The sequence below is a fragment of the Bacillus sp. z33 genome, assembly GCF_058313615.1.
In genome coordinates, this window is sequence record NZ_JBZFQN010000003.1 from 137,944 (window position 1) to 159,735 (window position 21,792).

18 protein-coding genes are annotated in these 21,792 nt (G+C 41.8%); 15 read left to right on the plus strand and 3 right to left on the minus strand.

Translation table 11 applies throughout. The features are described from left to right. Positions 1 to 12: 12 nt before the first annotated feature. Positions 13 to 537, plus strand: a complete 525-nt coding sequence (locus AC4G3L_RS12510) for a YwgA family protein (RefSeq protein WP_491077721.1) — start codon at positions 13 to 15, stop codon at positions 535 to 537. A 76-nt stretch (positions 538 to 613) separates the two neighbouring features. Here AC4G3L_RS12510 and thmT read toward each other — a convergent pair whose 3' ends face one another. Further along, positions 614 to 799, minus strand: coding sequence for a 2-hydroxymuconate tautomerase (thmT, locus tag AC4G3L_RS12515; protein ID WP_491077317.1), 186 nt, complete (start codon positions 797 to 799; stop codon positions 614 to 616). A gap of 152 nt (positions 800 to 951) precedes the next feature. On the opposite strand from thmT, the gene AC4G3L_RS12520 reads away from it, so the two are divergent. Further along, positions 952 to 1,593 carry a site-2 protease family protein gene (locus AC4G3L_RS12520; protein WP_491077318.1) on the plus strand — a complete coding sequence of 214 codons (642 nt, stop codon included), beginning with the start codon at positions 952 to 954 and terminating at the stop codon, positions 1,591 to 1,593. Between the two features lie 20 nt (positions 1,594 to 1,613). Next, complete coding sequence (locus AC4G3L_RS12525) at positions 1,614 to 2,123, plus strand: YwhD family protein (RefSeq protein ID WP_491077319.1); 510 nt, start codon at positions 1,614 to 1,616, stop codon at positions 2,121 to 2,123. Positions 2,124 to 2,303: 180 nt separating this feature from the next. Here AC4G3L_RS12525 and AC4G3L_RS12530 read toward each other — a convergent pair whose 3' ends face one another. Then, complete coding sequence (locus tag AC4G3L_RS12530; RefSeq protein WP_491077320.1) at positions 2,304 to 4,391, minus strand: transglycosylase domain-containing protein; 2,088 nt, start codon at positions 4,389 to 4,391, stop codon at positions 2,304 to 2,306. 212 nt (positions 4,392 to 4,603) lie between these two features. On the opposite strand from AC4G3L_RS12530, the gene speE reads away from it, so the two are divergent. The 4 genes from speE (at position 4,604) to argS (ending at position 8,626) form a co-directional block, all read left to right on the plus strand. Further along, the gene (gene speE, locus AC4G3L_RS12535; RefSeq protein WP_491077321.1) at positions 4,604 to 5,443 is read left to right on the plus strand and encodes a polyamine aminopropyltransferase; all 840 of its coding nucleotides are present in this window, start codon (positions 4,604 to 4,606) and stop codon (positions 5,441 to 5,443) included. Positions 5,444 to 5,474: 31 nt separating this feature from the next. Beyond that, entirely contained in the window at positions 5,475 to 6,353 is an 879-nt protein-coding gene (speB, locus tag AC4G3L_RS12540; protein ID WP_491077322.1) for an agmatinase, read from the plus strand. 153 nt (positions 6,354 to 6,506) lie between these two features. Further along, positions 6,507 to 6,959 (plus strand): YwiB family protein, encoded by a 453-nt coding sequence (locus tag AC4G3L_RS12545; protein WP_491077323.1) that lies wholly within the window; start codon positions 6,507 to 6,509, stop codon positions 6,957 to 6,959. Beyond that, positions 6,956 to 8,626, plus strand: coding sequence for an arginine--tRNA ligase (gene argS / locus AC4G3L_RS12550; protein ID WP_491077324.1), 1,671 nt, complete (start codon positions 6,956 to 6,958; stop codon positions 8,624 to 8,626). The genes AC4G3L_RS12545 and argS overlap by 4 nt, the downstream gene beginning before the upstream one ends. 94 nt (positions 8,627 to 8,720) lie before the next feature. Here the strand turns inward: argS and uvsE are convergent, their stop codons facing one another. Next, positions 8,721 to 9,680, minus strand: coding sequence for a UV DNA damage repair endonuclease UvsE (uvsE, locus tag AC4G3L_RS12555; RefSeq protein ID WP_491077325.1), 960 nt, complete (start codon positions 9,678 to 9,680; stop codon positions 8,721 to 8,723). Positions 9,681 to 10,070: 390 nt separating this feature from the next. Here uvsE and AC4G3L_RS12560 point away from each other — a divergent pair, with 390 nt between their 5' ends. From AC4G3L_RS12560 to rpoE, 8 genes are all read left to right on the plus strand, one after another. Beyond that, positions 10,071 to 12,182, plus strand: a complete 2,112-nt coding sequence (locus tag AC4G3L_RS12560; protein WP_491077722.1) for a (Fe-S)-binding protein — start codon at positions 10,071 to 10,073, stop codon at positions 12,180 to 12,182. A 224-nt stretch (positions 12,183 to 12,406) separates the two neighbouring features. Continuing rightward, positions 12,407 to 13,600, plus strand: coding sequence for an acetyl-CoA C-acetyltransferase (locus tag AC4G3L_RS12565; protein ID WP_491077326.1), 1,194 nt, complete (start codon positions 12,407 to 12,409; stop codon positions 13,598 to 13,600). Positions 13,601 to 13,617: 17 nt separating this feature from the next. After that, positions 13,618 to 14,469, plus strand: coding sequence for a 3-hydroxybutyryl-CoA dehydrogenase (locus AC4G3L_RS12570; protein ID WP_491077327.1), 852 nt, complete (start codon positions 13,618 to 13,620; stop codon positions 14,467 to 14,469). Positions 14,470 to 14,494: 25 nt separating this feature from the next. Further along, positions 14,495 to 15,634 (plus strand): acyl-CoA dehydrogenase, encoded by a 1,140-nt coding sequence (locus tag AC4G3L_RS12575; protein WP_491077328.1) that lies wholly within the window; start codon positions 14,495 to 14,497, stop codon positions 15,632 to 15,634. 18 nt (positions 15,635 to 15,652) lie between these two features. Then, a complete protein-coding gene (locus AC4G3L_RS12580; protein ID WP_491077329.1) occupies positions 15,653 to 16,795 on the plus strand; it encodes an acyl-CoA dehydrogenase in 1,143 nt (380 codons plus the stop codon). Positions 16,796 to 16,879: 84 nt separating this feature from the next. Then, complete coding sequence (locus AC4G3L_RS12585; RefSeq protein ID WP_491077330.1) at positions 16,880 to 17,512, plus strand: TetR/AcrR family transcriptional regulator; 633 nt, start codon at positions 16,880 to 16,882, stop codon at positions 17,510 to 17,512. A 21-nt stretch (positions 17,513 to 17,533) separates the two neighbouring features. After that, on the plus strand, positions 17,534 to 20,791 hold the full coding sequence (gene icmF / locus AC4G3L_RS12590; RefSeq protein WP_491077331.1) for a fused isobutyryl-CoA mutase/GTPase IcmF: 3,258 nt from the start codon (positions 17,534 to 17,536) through the stop codon (positions 20,789 to 20,791). Between the two features lie 396 nt (positions 20,792 to 21,187). After that, entirely contained in the window at positions 21,188 to 21,760 is a 573-nt protein-coding gene (gene rpoE / locus AC4G3L_RS12595) for a DNA-directed RNA polymerase subunit delta (protein ID WP_491077332.1), read from the plus strand. The last annotated feature ends 32 nt before the right edge of the window (positions 21,761 to 21,792 follow it).

Consider the following 21,792-nt stretch of genomic DNA (forward strand, 5'->3'; position numbering starts at 1 on the left):
GAGTGAAGAATGGTGTTGAGGGAGCATGCCAGAATTCTTTCAGCCATTGAGGCAGCCGGGCATATAGGCGGAAGAAAAAAGCTTCAAAAGATGGTTTTTATCTCAAAAAAACTCGCATATCCTTTTCAGGAGAAATTTGAATTTCATTTTTACGGACCATATTCAGAGGAGTTAACGCTAAAGATAGAAGAACTCTGTAATCTGGGACTTTTATTAGAAATGAAGGATAAAGAGAATGGGTATGTTCATTATGATTACTCTTTAACAGATGCAGGTAAAGAATTCCTTTCCTTATATGGAAATCAACAGGGGAATGATGAACTATATGCGTGTGTAAAGCTTTTGAACAATCATAATGCGCGTTTTCTTGAATTAGTCTCCACCATTTTCTATTTCGATCATTTATCCAAAGATGAAGTTATGAAGAAAATCCAGGAGTTAAAGGCGAAGCAGCATTATACGGCAGAGGAAATAGATGAAGCTTTTGATTATGCAGAACAGCTTATCAGGGAAAACAAACCGATGTATGCGAACTAGTACGATGATTTATCCCTATGTAAGAGGGGCATGAGAAATAAAAAGAATGGAGCATATCATATGCTCCATTCGAATTTTATTGATCGCTGGCACGTACACCGCCAACCGCATAATGAGATTTAGTCATCTCTTCAATGAACACGGTGATTTTTTCTTTTGGTGCTCCGGTTGTTTCTGAGACGGCTTCGGTTACTTTTTCACATAAAGCCTTTTTTTGTTCTTCAGTACGGCCCTCTAACATTTTAACGGTTACATACGGCATTGGATGCCCTCCTCATTATTTGTAAAAACAAGTGATTATGATGATAGTTTTCCATAATCGTGAGTGGAAAGCAAGTGGTGAAGTGCAGAATGAACGAGTGGTTCTGAACTGATAAGTTCTTTATTAATGTTTGGAAGCGGGGGACGGTTAGGATGTTTGATTTCCAGAGTATCATTGCCAATTTACCATATACACTTGTAACGCTTGCGATTGCCTTTACTGCTCATGAATTTGCCCATGCTTATGCGGCTTATAAATTCGGAGACAACACGGCGAAAAATCAGGGACGGCTTTCATTAAATCCGATACGCCATATTGACCCAATTGGTGCGATTTTCATCGTATTAGTAGGGTTTGGCTGGGCAAAACCGGTTCCGGTCAATCGCTTTTTCTTTAAGAATCCCCGAATGAACAGTATTATTGTTTCGGTTGTTGGCCCTTTGAGCAATCTTGTACTGGCCTTCATTGGGATTCTATTGATATATATCATGAGTATGACGGGAGCCGCGACTAATTTACCGGACTTCATCTACACCTTTTTCAATATTTTTATCCGCTTAAATGTCGTGTTGTTTGTGTTTAATTTATTGCCATTTCCTCCATTGGATGGGTATCGTATTATTGAGGATCTTGTTCCGCCCGCTGTTCGTCCGAAAATGACGCAGTATGAACAGTACGGAGCGTTAATATTCCTCATCCTGGTCATTACACCGCTGGGTCATTACACCATTGATCCAATTATTTATAAATTGGTACCGGCAATTGAGCAGTTCTTAGTTTCTATATTTATTTAAAGGGAGGCTTGTATCAGCCTATGAGTCAAGATAAGAAAAAACCAGCTTTTAATATCATTAAAAATGATCCTACTGATGGTCACAAGGGCTTTGGAATGGGTGCCTTGAGCCTTGAGAATGTTTCCCCTGTCATTATTGATGTGCAAGCAGGCGAAGCCTTTGTTGATGTAGGTGCCATGCATGCCAGAAGCGCAATCGAGAAACGAATCAAGTTCCTACCCAATAAAGATGATGTGCCAAACGGAAAGCCATACTGGCTAGTATGGGTTACGATTGAACAGACGAAAGAAGGAGCCTATTATGCAGGCGTAACAGCATGCGAAATGACGGTTGATGCTGAGATTCGCCGTGGCTATAAATCGTTGCCGGAGCATGTGAATCGCATGGATAAATCGTTGAAAAGGCATATCATTGTTGATCATATGGATGAACCTTCTAAAATCATCCTCGCTAATTTCCTTAAGAGTCATAATGAAGAGCTATGGAATAACTCGAGAGATGAATTAAAGGAACAATTAGGTACAAACTGATGCTGGACAGAATGTTGATTTATGTGTAATTTTTGAAAGATAAATCAGCATATTCCTTGTCGGCTTTCCGTAAAAAAAGTACACTAAAACCAGCGTGCAAGCACGTAGAACTAGGACACGAAAATCCCCAAACCATTGGTTTGGGGATTTTTATATTCATTATGCTTTTAGCCAAATGGATTACAATTTCCCAAAAGGCCATATTCTCTTGTACCAGGGATCATGTGGCTTATCCTGGCCATGCTCATCGGAAGGCGTTATGTCATTTTCGTTAGTACTATTTGTATGATCCGGACAATAGTGTGTGGGTTCTGTCCCTTTTTTATAATAAGTAAGCCGTTTAACCGGGCAGCTTTTGTGTGCAAGTAAGCCGCTTTCTGGATCAATTTCGACGGCAACAATATTTTTTGGCTTTTTAAAATCTTTAACAGGCTCATCCGTTAAAGATCGTTCCATAAAGCTTGCCCATATTTCCTTGGCAGCTATTTTTTCTTGTTTGGTTTCAATTTTCTGCGAATGATCATACCCGGTCCATACACCCGCAGTGAGCTGCGGGGTATAGCCAATCATCCAGCTGTCGTACTCAGTTGAGCCGGATTTCCCGGCATAGGGTCTCGAAAGCTTAGGGGCAATCGAGGCTCCTGTCACAGAGGCGTAACCATTTAGTTTTTTATCAAAAATACCTGTTAGCATTTGCGTCATCACATAGGCATCCTCTTGCTTTAATACTGATGCTCGCTTTAATTTTTTTTGATAAAGAACTTCACCGTCCCTCCCTGTCACCTTAGTGATAAAGTAAGGTTGAACTTTTTTTCCGCCGTTGGCAAATAAATTATAAGCGTTAGTCATTTCCAGTGGTTTAACTCCGGATGTTCCAAGTGCCAATGAGGGAACCTTGGTCATGGAAGTGGTTAATCCAAAGCGCTTACCGGCTTTCACCAGTTCCTCTTCACCAAGAAACAAATGCGTTTTGACAGCAAAAATATTGTCTGAGACAGCCAGTGCCTGTGCCAATGTAATCGAATCATTAGCATATCGGTTATTAAAATTATGTGGAGTATATTCGTCTTTACCTCCATCAAATGAAAAGGTGGTTACTTCACTCCTCAAAGTGGTTGATGGAGTGAATCCTTTTTCAAGAGCTGTGTAATAAAGCAGTGGCTTAATCGTCGAACCTGGCTGTCTGAGTGCCTGGGTCGCACGATTAAATGCGCTTTTTTTATAATTAGTTCCACCCACCAATGCTTTTACCATCCCGTTATGAGGATTCATTGCAACTAATGCTGCTTGCAGGTCGGCCCCGGGCTGTATATTCTTCGCGACCGTCTCCTCAGCGATTGTCTGCTGTTTAGTATTGAAGGTGGTGTAAACCTTCAAGCCCCCCTGTCTGATTAGCTCCTCTTTTCCCTTTAAGACATGGCGCAATTCTTGATTTACAGCATCAAGAAAATAAGGGGCTTCTTGTTTTTCCTCTGTATCCAATGAACCGTAAATAGTTAAATGATCCGCGGTTTCCAGTGTTTCCTTCACCTGTTTGGCACTGAGCTTGCCGGTATTCTTTAGAGAGGCGAGGACAATAGACTGTCGTTCCCTTGCCTGTTTTTTCGAGATAAGCGGTGAATATATACCTGGGCCTTTTGGAATTCCGGCAAGTAAGCTTCCTTCAGCTAAGGTTAAATCCTTGGCATCCTTATGGAAATAAAAATGACTCGCAGCCTGTATCCCATACATTCCATGTCCGTAATAAATCGTATTTAAATACCCTTCGAGAATTTCATCTTTACTGAAATGATCTTCAATTCGAAGAGTATAAAGTGCTTCTTTAGCTTTGCGTGTCCAGGTTTTCTCGGAGCCAAGGAAAAGATTTTTGGCATATTGCTGAGTAATCGTACTGGCCCCCTGTACCTTAGCCATCGCAATTGTATCTGAGACAATTGCTCCCAAAATTCTCTTTGTATCAAAACCGTTATGTTCGTAAAAATTCCGATCCTCAACTGCCAGAGTGGATTGTATTAAATAGGGAGATATCTCGCTGAGAGGAACCCAATACCTTCTCTCGGCTCCGTGGCTTTCCGTAAATGTACTTAAATCATCAGCTATATATTGGGTTGTTTGCGGTACAGATATGGATGGCGGTCCGGCAAGTTTTACAATAAGCAAGGCTGTACCAATTCCAACTAGTATAAGTGTGGCAATCACCGACACTGTAAATATAAAGGCGCGCTTGTAAGCGAGTAATTTCCTTCTTCTAAGTCTGCTTGGAGACACCTGTCTTCCCCCTGATCTGTTTTGAAATTATTCCTTACCAATAGTATGAAAATAAACCATCATTTTTAAACGTAAAACGGACATAAGATTGACAAAAATGGAAATGCGGGAAAATCTTTACTTTTTCAATAGATTGCACTATACTCTTCTAAGTTTAATAGATAGAAATGGATGATTGAGCCGCTGATATTGAAATTTGAGAGGGGTTCCACATGGGTATTTGGTTTACAGAAAAGCAAACAGATCATTTTGGGATCACTATAAAAATAAACCGCACCTTACATACGGAACAAACTGATTTTCAAAAGGTAGATATAGTAGAAACAGAAGAATGGGGCACGATGCTCATGCTGGATGATATGGTGATGACATCTGTTAAGGATGAGTTTGTCTACCATGAAATGGTGGCTCATGTTCCCTTGCATACACATCCAAATCCGGTGCATGTCCTTGTCGTAGGCGGCGGTGACGGTGGTGTAATCCGTGAAGTGTTAAAGCATGAGAGTGTAAAAAAAGCTACTTTAGTAGAAATTGATAGCAAAGTCATTGAATACTCAAAACAGTATCTGGCAGAAATAGCAGGTCAGCTGGATGATGTCAGAGTTGATGTGCTGGTTGATGATGGCTTTATGCATATAGCCAAAAGTAGAAATCAATATGATGTGATTATCGTAGATTCAACTGAACCGGTTGGACCAGCCGTAAATTTATTTACAAAAGGTTTCTATGCTGGCATCCATAACGCACTCAAGGATGAGGGCATCTTTGTTGCGCAAACCGATAATCCCTGGTTTAAAGCTGATTTGATACGGACGGTCTTTAAAGATGTAAAGGACATTTTCCCGATTGCCGGTCTGTATACAGCTAATATCCCAACCTATCCAAGCGGTTTATGGACCTTTACGATGGGATCGAAAAAATATCATCCTCTCCAAATCAGCGATGAGCGGTTTGCTGAATTGGATACAAAATATTATACAAAAGAGCTTCATAAGGCGGCTTTTGTGCTGCCCAAATTTGTTGGTGACCTTTTAAAAATAAATAATAAATGATAGAAATGAGTACAGTAGAGGAGTGCAGAGGATGAGATTTGAAGAAGCTTATTCTGGTAAGGTTTTTATAGGAAGTCACCCTGATTTTAAAGAATCAGAGGCTGTTTTATACGGTATGCCAATGGATTGGACGGTTAGTTTTCGCCCCGGGTCTCGTTTTGGACCGGCCCGTATTCGCGAAGTGTCACTTGGATTGGAAGAATATAGCCCCTATATTGATCGGCATTTGGAGGATGTACAATTTTTTGATGCTGGAGATATACCGCTACCATTCGGAAATCCACGAAGAAGTATTGATATGATTGAAGAATATATTAATACCCTTTTGGCGGAGGAAAAATTCCCGCTTGGCATGGGTGGCGAGCATCTTGTTACATGGCCGATTATTAAAGCATTTCATAAGAAATATGAAGATTTAGCTATCATTCACTTTGATGCTCATGCAGATTTGAGAGAAGAGTATGAAGGGGAGTCGATGTCCCATTCCACGCCTATTCGTAAGATTTGCAATCTAATTGGTGCAGAGAATGTCTACTCATTCGGAATTCGTTCAGGCATGAGGGAAGAGTTCGAATTTGCAAAGAATTCCGGGATGCATATGTATAAATTTGATGTGGCTGCACCTTTAAAAGAAGTGCTGCCAACCCTGGCAGGACGAAATGTATATGTCACAATCGACATTGATGTGTTGGATCCAGCGCATGCACCGGGTACCGGGACGGCTGAAGCAGGCGGCATTACATCCAAAGAAATGCTTGAGGCGATTACCGCTGTTTCAAATTCCGGCGTGAAGGTCGTAGGAGCAGATATTGTGGAAGTAGCTCCTGCATATGATTCATCCGAACAAACACAAATTGCTGCAGCCAAATTTATTCGCGAAATTCTATTAGGCTGGGTAAATAAAAAATGATAACTGAATAAGACCAGCAATCCCCTGTCTATGATAGTAGAACCGGGGATTTTTTTTAGAAAAAAAGTTTCTGACAAGTTGCCATAGAGTTTTTCTTTACCTTATACTTGTATGATTGAGTAAAAATAATCAATTCCAGGGGGAATTTATTAGATGACCGAGGAAAAAAGTAACGCACCCATAGAGGTCATGGTTCGATTGAAGACACATATTCAATATGTGGACGATGAAGAGAATATTGAACTAATTACATTTGGTACTTTGCATCATATGCCAAATGCGACATATATCCGCTATGTTGAGCATGTTGAAAATAACGGAGAAATAAATACAACCGTTAAATATAGCGGAGATGAAATGTTAATTATTAGAAGTGGTGCGGTTAGAATGCGGCAACTTTACAAAATTGGCACAGAAACTAGAGGCTCTTATGATAGCATTCATGGTACACTGGATTTAACGACACGTACAAATAAGCTGGAGCATACCGTCCATCCAGAAACAAAAGAGGAGACATTTCATGTTTCCTACAACCTATATTTACAACAAGAGAATGTGGGCAACTACTCACTTACATTGACGGTCAAGGAGGAAAAGACAAAATGAACATCGTAACAGAGATTCAGGATCAGATTAAAGAAGAGATTAAGCAAGCTGTGATCAAGGCTGGTTTAGCAGATGAAGCAGCGATTCCAAGTGTCATTCTTGAATTGCCAAAGGATAAAACACATGGAGATTATTCTACCAATATGGCTATGCAGCTTGCACGTATTGCTAAAAAGGCGCCTCGGACAATAGCAGAAGACATCATTAATCATTTTGATACCACAAAAGCATCTATTGAGAAAATAGAAATTGCCGGACCAGGTTTTATCAATTTCTATTTAAATAATGGATACTTAACAAAGCTGATTCCAACCATCTTAGAATCAGGCGAAGCTTATGGAGAATCCAATGTAGGCGGCGGAGAAAAAATCCAGGTTGAGTTTGTTTCTGCGAATCCGACAGGCGATCTTCACTTGGGCCATGCACGTGGTGCGGCAGTGGGGGATTCTTTATCCAATATTCTTGATAAAGCAGGTTGGGATGTATCCCGTGAGTACTATATCAATGATGCAGGTAACCAAATTAACAATTTGGCTTATTCTGTGGAAGCTCGTTATATGCAGGCGCTTGGAATGGACAAAGAAATGCCTGAAGATGGCTATCATGGCGAGGACATTATCAATATCGGTAAACGCCTGGCTGAAGAATTTGGCGATAAATATGTACAGGCAGATGAAGAAGAACGGTTTAATTTCTTCCGTGCATACGGATTAAAGTATGAAATGGAGAAATTGAAAAAAGACCTTGAAAGCTTCCGTGTACCATTTGATGTATGGTTCTCCGAAACTTCTCTATATGAGGATGGCAAAATTATGCCAGCATTGGAGTCGTTAAGGGAGAAAGGCCATATTTATGAAAAAGATGGCGCCACTTGGTTTAAATCCACTGAGTTCGGTGATGATAAAGACCGTGTATTAATCAAGAATGATGGTTCATACACCTACCTTCTTCCAGACATCGCGTACCACAAAAATAAGCTGGAGCGCGGGTTTGATAAATTAATCAATATTTGGGGAGCAGATCATCACGGCTACATTCCTCGTATGCAGGCAGCAATCCAGGCAATGGGTTACGGCAAAGATACATTGGAAGTAGAAATCATTCAGCTTGTTCACCTGTTTAAAAACGGGGAAAAGATGAAAATGTCCAAGCGTACTGGAAAAGCCGTCACAATGAGAGATTTGATGGAAGAAGTTGGACTGGATTCGGTTCGTTATTTCTTTGCAATGAGAAGTGCGGACACGCATATGGACTTTGACCTTGACCTGGCTGTATCCGAATCTAATGACAACCCAGTATACTATGCTCAATATGCGCATGCCCGTATTTGCAGCATCCTCCGTCAGGGAGCTGAAGTTGGAATTACATTAGAAGGAGAAGTTGATTACAGCAAATTAGGTTCTGAAAAAGAAATTGACCTTCTTAAAAAGCTTGGTGAATTCCCACAAGCAGTTGCAGAAGCAGCCCAGAAACGTATGCCGCACCGAATTACGAATTATATCTTTGATTTGGCATCCACATTCCACAGCTTCTACAATGCTGATAAAGTATTGGATCAAGATCAACCAGAAAGAAGTAAAGCAAGACTTGCTCTTGTACAGGCAGCAAAAATTACATTGGCAAATGCATTAAAACTAATTGGTGTATCTGCTCCGGAAAAAATGTAATTCACGAAAAGAAATAAAATTAGCCCGCACCTAAAAGTGGTGTGGGCTTTTTATGTGATGTCAGCAAAATTGGGAATAGGACAAGTCCAAGTATTCATTTAATCCTAATACTGCCGCCATTTATCCGATTAATCCCGCGTAAGGAAGCCAAATCTTCTATCAGTTTCATCATGGCGATATCTTTATTTTTTGCCTCGATAATGAAATCAATTTCAGAAATTCCCGTGGATTTCAGCAGGTGGATGAATGGTAGGATAAAATCGACATCCACATTAGTCGCATGTGCTCGGATTTCCTTTTCCGATCTGGGAGAGGAGATGTGGATCTTAGGCTTCCAGGCCCTTGTTTCCCAAGTCTGCAGAATACGTGGCAGCAACTCCTCCAGCGAGATAATGGAAGGGTTTGCAATATGATGGTGATAGTCAAATAAGAGCGGGATATTCTCATGTTCACAAACTTGAAGAGTCTCTTCTGTTGTATAGGTCTTATCATCATTCTCAAGCGTCATCCGCTGTTTTATGGCTTCCGGAATTTTTCGGCTATTGACATAAAACCTCCGAATGGCTGATTGTTTATCTCCGTAAGATCCGCCAACATGAATATTTATAAGCGCTTGCTCCAGCATTCCCATAGCCTCCAGCATTTTATAATGATATACCATGTCTTCAACTGCCTTATCCGTCACATCATGATTGGGAGAGGTGAAAAGTGTAAAGGCATTTGGATGGAAACTGACGCGCAAGTTGTATTTCCGCACCAGTTCACCAATCTCTGCCCAATCGCTATTAAACGGCGTTATATAGTCCCATCTCACTTCCGGATGAGTTGCGAGGGGGACAATTGAGCTGGAGAAACGATAGATCGGTATTTCATGAGCAATATTATAATGGAGGATTCGTTTGGTTGTTTCAATGTTCTGTTTGGTAATCATGATTAATCGATCAAGTTGCTCATCTGAGGACAATCCGCTCCAACGCGTATAGGTTATCGTTTTTGAAGGAGTAGATTTCCAAAGATTTAGAGCAGTAGAGACGTATCCAAAACGAATATCCATAAATAATTGCCATTCCTTTCCGGGTATTTACGTAACCGCCGTGTTTAGAGCTATAAGGTGAGGGGACAGGCATAAGACGCTATATTCATTTTCGAAATCTGTACGCGTCTATGGAAGTATCCCCAAAGTTCAATAACTCAAATAAGAATATACTCAACTTAGTATGACTCTAAATGTCAAAATAAATCTCAGATTGTTTTCTCGTTAAATATAGATTATATTTACCATGTTTTAATAATTAATCTAAAATATGTAAATTAACGATTGACTGAATGCTCATTCATTATATAAAATGTAGCTATACTATACTGGATTAAGTATTACGAGTTCATGTTGGATATATCTTTTAAATAATGCTTTTGGTAGCAAAAGGGGCGAAAGAGGATGGAGATGAATGGTCTTCTATGGATCAACTTAATTGCGGCTGCACTTGTAACCGCTTACGCAGGTTGGCTGTTCGCGTATCTGATCAGAACAAGAATAGCCTATATTAAACTCGGGAAGAAAACAGAGTTTGATAATGACGTAAAAAAGCGGTTGGAAAAGATTTGGGTGTTTGTATTTGGGCAGAAAAAACTACTTAAAGATAAGAAAAGCGGAACGATGCATGTGCTCTTCTTTTATGGTTTTATCCTTGTCCAATTTGGAGCCATCGATTTAATCTGGAAGGGAATTAAACCGGGATCCCATTTACCATTGGGACCTATATATCCGATTTTTACTTTTTTCCAGGAGATAGTTGTTCTCCTAGTGCTGGTGGCTGTTGTTTGGGCATTCTACCGCCGTTATATCGAGAAGCTTGTCCGGCTTAAAAGGGGATTTAAATCCGGGCTTGTTCTGATCTTTATCGGAGGATTGATGCTGGCTACACTCGTGGCAAATGGAGCAGCAATCGTTTGGCACGGCGGGGAGCTTCATTGGTCTGAGCCAATTGCTTCAACGATTGCGATGGCGCTTGGCTGGATGAATAAAACAGCTGCCATAACTGTATTTTATGTAGCCTGGTGGATACACTTACTTTTCATTTTGACGTTCTTAGTGTATATCCCGCAATCCAAACATGCGCATTTAATTGCCGGGCCGGCCAATGTTTACTTACACAGACTGACTCCTCCAAAATTAAAGAAAATAGATTTTGAGGATGAAACACAAGAGACTTACGGAGTAGGAAAGATTCAGGACTTTACGGATCTGCAGCTCGTTGATTTATACGCGTGTGTGGAATGCGGCCGCTGTACCAATATGTGTCCGGCAACAGGTACAGGAAAAATGCTGTCACCAATGGATGTTTTGATTAAAATGCGTGACCATTTAACCTTTACAGGCGCTGCAGTCACAAGGAAAGAACCGTGGGTTCCATCCTTCGTATTCGGCAATACAAAAGGCAATCAAATTGCGTTGGCCGCTCAGGGTGCGGGTGTTGCGGAAACAGCAGCAACGACAGAAATGTACAATCCAGCCTTGGTGGGAGAAGTTATTACAGAGGAAGAGCTTTGGGCATGTACAACATGCCGTAACTGTGAGGATCAATGTCCGGTTATGAATGAACATGTCGGGGCAATTATCGATATGCGCAGATATCTTGTATTGACTGAAGGGAAAGTACCTGCTGATGCTCAGCGTGCGATGCAAAATATTGAACGTCAGGGAAATCCTTGGGGATTAAACCGTAAAGAGCGTGAGGATTGGCGGGAAGCACGTGAGGATGTAGTCGTACCGACCGTGAAAGAAATGAAGAAATCCGGTGAGGAGTTTGAATACCTATTCTGGGTGGGCTCCATGGGATCTTATGATAATCGTTCACAAAAAATCGCCTTATCCTTTGCCAAGCTACTAAATGAAGCGGGCATAAAGTTTGCCATTCTAGGCAATAAGGAGAAAAATTCCGGAGATACACCGCGCCGCCTTGGCAACGAATTCCTGTTCCAGGAGCTGGCCACAAAGAATATTGAAGAATTCGAGAAAAACGAGGTCAAAAAGATTGTGACAATCGATCCGCATGCTTTCAATATCTTTAAGAATGAATATCCGGACTTCGGTTTACAGGCAGAGATTTATCACCATACGCAAGTGCTCGCCGATTTGGTGAAGGATGGCAGATTAAAACCGGTTCATGAAGTAAATGAGAAAATTACTTTCCATGATTCCTGTTACTTGGGAAGATACAACGATGTGTATGATGCACCGCGGGATATTTTAAAAGCAATTCCAGGAGCATCGTTTGTAGAAATTGAACGAAATCGTGAAAATGGAATGTGCTGCGGAGCGGGCGGAGGATTAATGTGGATGGAAGAGGAAACAGGTCACCGTATCAATGTTGCCCGTACAGAGCAGGCCTTAGAAGTAAACCCAACGGTTATCAGTTCCGGTTGTCCATATTGCTTAACAATGCTAAGTGACGGTACAAAGGCGAAGGAAGTGGAAGAAGAAGTTAAAACATATGATGTGGCAGAACTGCTTGAAAAAGCGGTGTTTGGGGAACAAAGGGAGTTTGTATCTTAATTTTCACCGATATATGTAGGGGTTCATATAGTAATAGATGAGGCAGAAACGGAAATGTACGCAACTATTTGTTTTCGAAATATTGTGTAAACATTTCCGTTTCTTTCTTATTTACAGTAAAATACATTTATACCAAATTAAAGCGCTTACATAATTTCAGTCATCGACGAGCGAGCGTTCAGTCAATTAACCAAAGGATAAAATTCATAAGCGGAGGGATAACGATGGGGAAAACCGTAATTATTGATGGTGCAAGAACGCCTTTTGGAAAGTTTGGGGGAGCATTAAGTAGTTTAACAGCTTCAGATTTAGGCGGTATCGCTATAAAAGAAGCTTTAGAACGTGCAGGAGTTAAAGGGGAAGATGTAGATGAAGTGATTATGGGCTGCGTCTTGCAGGGAGGTCAGGGCCAAATTGTTTCACGCCAGGCATCAAGGAAAGCCGAGCTTCCATGGTCGGTCAAGACGGAAACAATTAATAAAGTCTGTGCTTCCGGTATGCGAAGTGTGACACTCGCAGACCAGATTATTCGGCTTGGTGAAGAAGAGATTATTGTGGCCGGTGGAATGGAATCAATGAGTAATGCTCCATATATTCTTCCGAAAGCAAGATGGGGAGCTCGTATGGGAGATACGGCATTGGTCGATATGATGGTCCATGATGGTTTGACATGCAGCTTTACCGGAGCGCATATGGGCTCCTACGGCAACAGCACAGCGGCTGATCTGGAATTATCGAGGATTGACCAGGATAAATGGGCTTATCATAGCCATCAAAAGGCGATCCAGGCCATCGAATCCGGACGTCTGCAGGAAGAGATTGTTCCAGTAACGGTCAAACAGCGTAAAGGTGCCCCTATTAAGGTGAAGATCGATGAAGCTCCGCGAAAGGATACGACATTAGAAAAGTTGAGTTCATTGAAACCGGCGTTTGATCGGGATGGAACGATAACGGCTGGCAATGCACCAGGAATTAATGACGGGGCAGGGGCGCTCGTTTTAATGAGTGAGGATAAAGCGCACCAGGAAGGCTACCGCATAGGTGCAACGATTATCGGTCATGCCGAGATTGCAGTTGAGGCAAAGGATTTTCCTAAAACCCCTGGATTAGTCATTAATGAGCTTCTTGAGAAGACAGGAAAATCGCTCAATGAGATTGATTTATTTGAAGTGAATGAAGCATTTGCAGCGGTGGTATTGGCGAGTGGAAAACTTGCTAATCTGGATACGGAAAAAGTAAATGTAAATGGCGGAGCAGTCGCGCTTGGCCATCCGATTGGGGCAAGTGGAGCACGAATCATTCTTACTCTCATGTATGAACTGAAAAGACGTGGCGGCGGTATCGGAATTGCATCAATTTGCAGCGGCGGTGGGCAGGGCGATGCAATCATGATTGAAGTGCCAAAAGTAACAGAGTAAGAACGGGGGGTTCAGGGATGGAAATTAAAAAAATAATGGTCATCGGTGCCGGGCAAATGGGCTCTGGAATTGCCCAGGTATGTGCGGTAGCTGGATTTGATGTGTTTCTCCATGACATAAATGAAGAGTACGTAAAAAAAGGTATGGATACGATTGAAAACAATCTAGTAAGGCAAGTGGAAAAAGGACGATTGGATGAAGAGAAGAGGCTTGAGATCCTGAGGAAATTCACCCCCTCTACTGATTTAAATAACGCAGGTCATGTGGACCTGGTGATTGAAGCGGCGACTGAGAAAATGGATCTCAAGAAGCAACTTTTCAAGCAGCTTGATGAAGTGGCACCGGCACATGCCATACTTGCTACGAATACCTCTTCCTTACCGATTACAGAAATTGCAGCGGTTACTGAGCGCCCGGAACGGGTAATCGGGATGCATTTTATGAATCCTGTACCAGTTATGAAGCTTGTCGAGATCATTCGTGGGCTCGCAACTTCAGATGAAGTGTACGGAATGATTGAGAAGACCGCTAGTGTGCTCGGGAAAATCCCGGTGGAAGTAAATGACTTCCCTGGATTTGTGTCTAACCGTGTACTTATGCCGATGATTAACGAAGCTATTTTCACGTTATATGAAGGAGTTGCTACCAAAGAAGCAATTGATGAAGTCATGAAGCTCGGGATGAATCATCCAATGGGTCCTCTGCAGCTCGCAGATTTTATCGGCCTTGATACTTGTTTGTACATTATGGAGACCTTGCATGAAGGTCTTGGAGATGACAAATACCGGCCATGTCCGCTGTTGCGTAAGTATGTGGGTGCTGGATGGCTCGGTAAGAAATCCGGAAGAGGCTTTTATCAATACAACTAAGTTAGTCCAAAAGGGGGCTGTCTGCATGGAATATAGATTTACGGATGAACAGCAAATGATGAGAAAAATGGTTCGTGAATTCGCCAACAAGGAAATCGAACCATTTGTGCCAAAGATGGAAGCAGGGATATTTCCGAGGGAGATTGTATCCAAAATGGCGGAGCTCGGATTGATGGGCATCCCTATTCCCGAGGAATACGGTGGGGCTGGGATGGATTTTATCTCCTATATTACAGCGATTCATGAAATTTCGAAAATAAGTCCAACAGTCGGTGTGATTTTATCCGTTCATACATCTGTAGGAACCTACCCGATTTTGAATTTTGGCAATGAAGAACAAAAAAAGGCCTACATACCTAAGCTTGCAAGTGGGGAATATCTGGGAGCCTTCTGTTTAACAGAACCGAGCGCAGGATCAGATGCAGGTTCATTGAAATCAAGAGCAGTTAAAAAGAATGGAGACTATATCATCAATGGTACAAAAGTTTTCATTACTAATGGGGGAGAGGCAGATGTCTATATTGTTTTTGCCTCCACGGATCCTTCCAAAGAAAGTAAGGGAATCAGCGCTTTTATTGTAGACAAAGAAACACCTGGTCTGATCATCGGCAAGGATGAAAAGAAAATGGGTCTGCACGGTTCAAGAACGGTACAAATCACCTTTGAGGATATGAGAGTGCCGGCAGAAAATCTGCTTGGTTCTGAAGGGCAGGGTTTAACCATCGCCCTGAATAATCTAAATACGGGGAGAATTGGAATTGCTGCCCAGGCACTCGGAATCGCGGAAGGGGCCTTTCAGCATGCAGTCCAATATGCGAAGGGGCGTACCCAATTTGGGAGGCCGATTTCTGATCAACAAGGCATTGGTTTTAAGCTTGCCGATATGGGGACCAAGATTGAGGCATCCAAATTACTTGTCTACCAGGCAGCCACTTTAAAAAATGCAGGTCAACCATGTACGAAAGAAGTCTCCATGGCAAAACTGTTTGCCTCACGGACAGCAGTTGAGGTAGCTACGGAAGCCATACAAGTGTTTGGAGGGTACGGCTATACCGAGGATTACCCAGTGGAACGTTATTTCAGGGACGCGAAAGTTACGGAAATATATGAAGGTACAAGTGAAATCCAACGAATCGTAATCAGTAAACAATTAATAGGTAAATAGAATAGGGGAGAGCTAAGAATGAACTTTAAATTATCAGAAGAACATGAAATGATTCGCAAAATGGTCCGAGATTTTGCACGGAATGAAGTGGCGCCAACTGCAGCAGAACGAGATGAGGAAGAGCGTTTTGACAGAGAAATTTTTGATAAAATGGCGGAACTCGGACTTACGGGGATTCCTTGGCCAGAGGAGTACGGCGGGATTGGCAGCGATTATGTAGCCTACTGTATTGCCATTGAAGAGCTTTCACGCGTATGTGCTTCAACAGGCGTTACCCTGTCTGCCCATACGTCGTTGGCGGGCTGGCCAATTTATAAATTTGGCAATGAAGAACAAAAACAAAAATATTTGAGACCTATGGCTCAGGGAGAAAAGATTGGAGCGTACGGGTTAACTGAGCCGGGCTCCGGATCAGATTCCGGTGCAATGAAAACAACTGCGCGTTTGGAAGGAGACCATTATATTTTAAACGGCTCTAAAATATTCATCACCAATGGAGGCGTGGCAGATACATATGTTGTCTTTGCTTTGACAGATCCGTCTTCTAAACATAAAGGTACAAGTGCGTTCATTGTGGAGAAAGACTTCCCGGGTTTTAGTGTAGGAAAGAAAGAAAAGAAGCTTGGAATCCGTTCGTCTCCAACAACTGAAATAATTTTTGAAGAGTGTAAGGTACCGAAGGAAAATTTATTAGGGCAAGAAGGAGAAGGCTTTAAGATTGCTATGATGACCCTGGATGGCGGCCGTAACGGAATTGCCGCCCAGGCTGTCGGGATTGCTCAGGGAGCGCTGGATGCTGCAGTCGATTATGCGAAGGAGCGGGTCCAATTTGGCAAACCGATTTCCGCCCAGCAGGGAGTGGGCTTTAAGCTTGCAGATATGGCAACAAGTATTGAGGCTTCCAGATTATTAACCTATCAGGCTGCCTGGCTTGAATCCGAGGGGCTTCCATATGGAAAAGAGTCAGCTATGTCTAAATTATTTGCCGGCGATACAGCGATGAAGGTTACTACTGAAGCTGTACAGGTATTCGGTGGATATGGATATACCAAGGATTATCCGGTGGAACGATTTATGCGTGATGCAAAAATCACTCAAATTTATGAAGGAACACAGGAAATTCAAAGACTGGTTATCTCAAGAATGCTGACCAAAAATTAATTTTTCATAGGGTTCTTCCCGGCATTTCCTGCCGGGAAGAACAGATTGTTTGGAGAAATACGAAGCGACTAGGTGGGTGAAAGGGTGAAGCGGATAGAGGTTCATGCCTCGGTAAAGGATGAGAGGCTTGTGAAAAAACGCCGGGATGAGATGATTAAGGGGGCGGTCTCCTTATTCATAGAAAAAGGCTACCACCGGACAACGACCAGGGAGATTGCAAAAGCAGCCGGATTCAGTATTGGAACGCTCTATGAATACATCAGATCGAAGGATGATATTTTGTATTTGGTTTGTGACAATATTTACGACGAGGTGAAGGATCGGCTTCAAAAAGCGCTTGAAGAAAGCGAGGGAACATTTGCCGGGCTGCAGCTGGGAATCGCCTATTATTTTAGAATCTGTGACGAAATGCAGAATGAAGTATTGGTGATGTATCAAGAAGCCAAATCGTTGAGTCGGGCAGCCTTGCCCTATGTCTTAAATAAAGAAAATGAAATGGCTGACATGTTCGAGGAACTTATTCAGACATGTGTACAGCAGAAGGAAATTGATTTAAGCCCGAAACAAATCCACTTGCTTGCCCATAATATTATCGTCCATGGCCAAATGTGGGCATTTAGACGATGGACACTAAGAAAAAGCTATACAATCGATCAATATATTAAGTTGCAAACACAGCTTCTTTTAAGCGGATTAGCCACTGGGGAAAATGGATAAGCAAAGGAGAATGATGAATAGATGAATAAAGGATACAAACCAAAACACCCGGTACGTTTTGTGACGGCTTCCAGTTTATTTGACGGACATGATGTCAGTATCAATATTATGAGAAGAATTCTTCAGGCAAAAGGGGCGGAAGTTATCCACCTTGGCCATAATCGTTCAGTTGAAGAGATCGTCAATGCTGCCATTCAGGAGGATGTTCAGGGGATTGCCGTTTCTTCCTATCAGGGAGGCCATGTGGAATTTTTTAAGTATATGTATGACTTGCTGAAGGAAAGAGGAGCCGGTCATATTCGTATTTATGGCGGCGGTGGCGGCGTAATTATTCCGAGAGAGATTAAAGAACTGCATGATTATGGAATTGCCAGGATTTTTTCACCGGATGATGGAAGAGAAATGGGCCTCGAGGGCATGATGGAATTGTTAATGCGTGAGTGTGATTATTCATTGCCTCCACTTGAAGAGTTAAATGAAGCCAAGCTTTCTGTATCGGCGCCATTATCGGTAGCGCGTGCGATTACCATGGCGGAAAATGGATTACTGGCTGGGCAGGAAGCCGCTGCATTATCAGATGAACTCTTAAAGGTAAAGGATAACCATGGTAACAAGGTTCCGGTAATTGGGATAACTGGTACTGGAGGAGCAGGTAAAAGTTCGCTGACGGATGAATTAATACGTCGATTTATTAATGAAATCCCTGAGCAAAACATCGCCATCCTTTCCATAGATCCAACGAAGCAAAAAACGGGCGGAGCGCTGCTTGGAGACAGAATCAGAATGAATGCCATTTTTCATCCGCGTGTGTATATGAGGAGTTTGGCAACACGGAACTCTCGATCAGAGCTGTCTGATTCGATTAAAGATGCTGTGGCTGTCGTAAAAGCAGCCGGGTTCGATGCCGTTATCATTGAGACAAGCGGAATTGGCCAGGGAGATGCGGCAATAACGGAAGTATGCGATATTTCCATGTATATCATGACCAGTGAATTTGGAGCACCTTCACAGCTTGAAAAGATAGACATGATTGATTTTGCCGATTTAATCGTTATCAATAAATTTGAAAGAAAAGGATCAGAGGATGCATTGCGTCAGGTCCAAAAACAATACCAGCGCAGCCGCAATCTTTTTGATAAAGATCTGGCTGAGATGCCGGTGTATGGAACGATTGCGAGTCAGTTTAATGATAAGGGGACAAATGCGCTTTTTGCCGCATTGCTTGAGGTCATTGAGAAGAAAACCGGTAAGGAATACAAAAGCCGATTTCATACATCCATGCGCACAGAAAAACAAAATGTCATTATCCCCCCTGACCGTCAATATTACCTACGTGAAATTGCTGAAACAGTAAAGCAATATCATGCTGATTCACGTGAGCAACAGCAGATTGCCAGGCGGTTATTTCAAATAGAAGGCGTCATACAGGCATGGAATGAAAAGGGATATCCAGCAGATGGAAGTGAGACACTGCTTGAGCTCCAAAAGGAATATAGGCAGAATCTGACCAACGAATCACAAGCCATTATAGATGGCTGGAACAATCAGAAGGACTTGTACTCACAAAAAGAACTGATTACGAAAGTACGAAATAAAGAAATAAAGACAGAATTGAAGATTACTACATTAAGTGGTCTGACCATACCGAAAGTAGCTTTACCTAAATTTCAGGATTATGGAGAAATTCTTCACTGGGTACAGAAGGAAAATGTTCCGGGTAAATTTCCATTTACAGCTGGCGTCTTTCCGTTTAAAAGGCAAGAGGAAGATCCGAAGCGCCAATTTGCCGGAGAAGGTTCACCAGAGAGAACAAATCGCCGTTTTCATTATTTATCAAAGGATGATACGGCTAAACGACTGAGCACAGCTTTTGATTCAGTCACTCTGTATGGAGAGGACCCGCATATACGCCCTGATATTTATGGGAAAGTTGGAGAAAGCGGTGTCAGTATTTGTACCCTTGAAGATATGAAAAAACTCTATGACGGGTTTGATTTATGTTCACCAAGTACTTCCGTTTCCATGACAATCAATGGCCCTGCACCCATCATTCTTGCCATGTTTATGAATACCGCCATTGATCAGCAAATCGAAAAAAGACAAGTGGAGCTTGGGAGAAGTCTGAGTCCTGATGAAATGGAAACCATAAAGGAAGAGACTCTGCAGGTTGTCAGAGGGACGGTTCAGGCCGATATCTTAAAGGAAGATCAGGGACAAAACACATGTATCTTTTCTACGGAGTTCGCTTTGAAAATGATGGGCGACATCCAGGAGTATTTTGTAAAAAAACAGGTGAAAAATTATTATTCCGTCTCCATATCGGGGTATCATATTGCTGAAGCGGGCGCAAATCCTATTTCACAGCTGGCTTTTACCCTATCTAATGGTTTTACGTATGTAGAATATTATTTAAGCCGAGGTATGGATATTGATTCGTTTGCTCCTAATCTCTCTTTCTTTTTCTCAAATGGGCTCGACCCTGAATATACCGTTCTTGGACGTGTGGCAAGACGAATATGGGCGATCGTAATGAGAGATAAATATGGCGCAAATGAACGAAGCCAAAAGCTGAAATATCACATCCAGACATCGGGACGTTCCCTGCATGCTCAAGAAATTGATTTTAATGATATCCGTACGACCCTGCAAGCATTGCTCGCTTTACAGGATAATTGTAACTCCTTGCATACCAATGCCTATGATGAAGCTATTACCACACCGACGGAAGAATCCGTCCGCCGGGCCATGGCCATACAAATGATTGTGACGAAAGAATTCGGCTGGATGAAAAATGAAAATTCTCTGCAGGGATCCTTTCTTATAGAAGAATTAACGGATTTAGTCGAAGAAGCTGTTTTACAGGAGTTTGAGCGAATTAATGATAGAGGCGGCGTCCTTGGTGCAATGGAAATGCAGTATCAACGTGGAAAGATTCAGGATGAATCTCTTGTTTATGAAATGAAAAAGCATTCGGGTGAGCTTCCGATTATAGGGGTAAACACATATTTGAATCCAAATCCTCCAAGTGAGGAAGACGTAAATAATATGGAACTGGCCCGTGCAACAAAAGAAGAAAAAGATTGGCAAATTACGAATTTGGAGAAATTTAAGGAACAGCATAAGATCGATGCAGAAAAGGCTTTAACTCAATTAAAAGAGGCTGCTATTAATGGAGAGAACATATTTGAGCAGCTAATGGAAACGGTTAGAACAGCCAGCCTGGGCCAAATCACAAATGCATTATATGAAGTTGGAGGACAATATCGCAGAAATATGTAAAAACACAGTGCTTGGGAGTATAGGTCGGTTGTCGGTCTATACTTCATTTCTTGCCGGAAAGACAGAAGGAGCAGGGATTTTTAGTTTGTTCAATATTTGTGTATAGGTATTGAACAAAACCGCGTGGTTGTATGGTAGGATAAAAAAAGTGGTGCTTTTTATTATAAGATACATAAAAGCAGGTTATAATGGAGAAACAAAAGGATACTGGAAAAGGGTTGAATGAAATTCCTATCAGTGCTCCTCCTGGTCCTTGTGATGGCTTTTTATTGAAGCCGCCACAGGAAAAAGAATAGAACGGATAAAATAAAGTGGCAAATAGATGAATCGTTTGGTTATAATGGGATATGCATAATTGGGCATTCATGTTGATTTGATAGAAAGGAAGTGCGAACAATGAAACTAGCCAACCTGTCTAAGGAAGAAGTAAGTGAAATGGCTTACATTGAAATTGCGAACGTGTTACTTATAGAAAAGAAAGAAGCAATAGATTTTAAGGTGATGATGGATAAAATCCAAAAGTTGCTTGGTTTGTCAGATGCAGAAGTTAGTGAAAAAATGGGTCAATTCTATACAGATTTGAATATTGATGGCCGTTTTATCAGCATTGGAGACAATCGCTGGGGATTAAAAGGATGGTATCCTGTTGAACAAGTAGAAGAAGAAACAGTTCCAGCTTCTAAAGTGAAGAAGAAGAAAAAAGGTAAAAAAGCGATTGTCGATGACTTTGATGATGTGGATGAAGATCTTGAATTCGACGATCTTGATGACTTCGATGAAGAAGAGGACGAGGATGAACCGTTGATTGTTGGCTTCGACGATATCGATGAAGATGACGACGAAGATGACGATGATGAGGATCTAATCGAGGATGAAGTTCTCGTTGAGGATGAATTTGATCTTGATGATGATGAAGAAGAGGAAGAAGAATTAGAGATTGATGAAGATGATGAGGACGACAAACTTTAATCTTTTAACCTTGACTTCAAGTGTCAATCTTT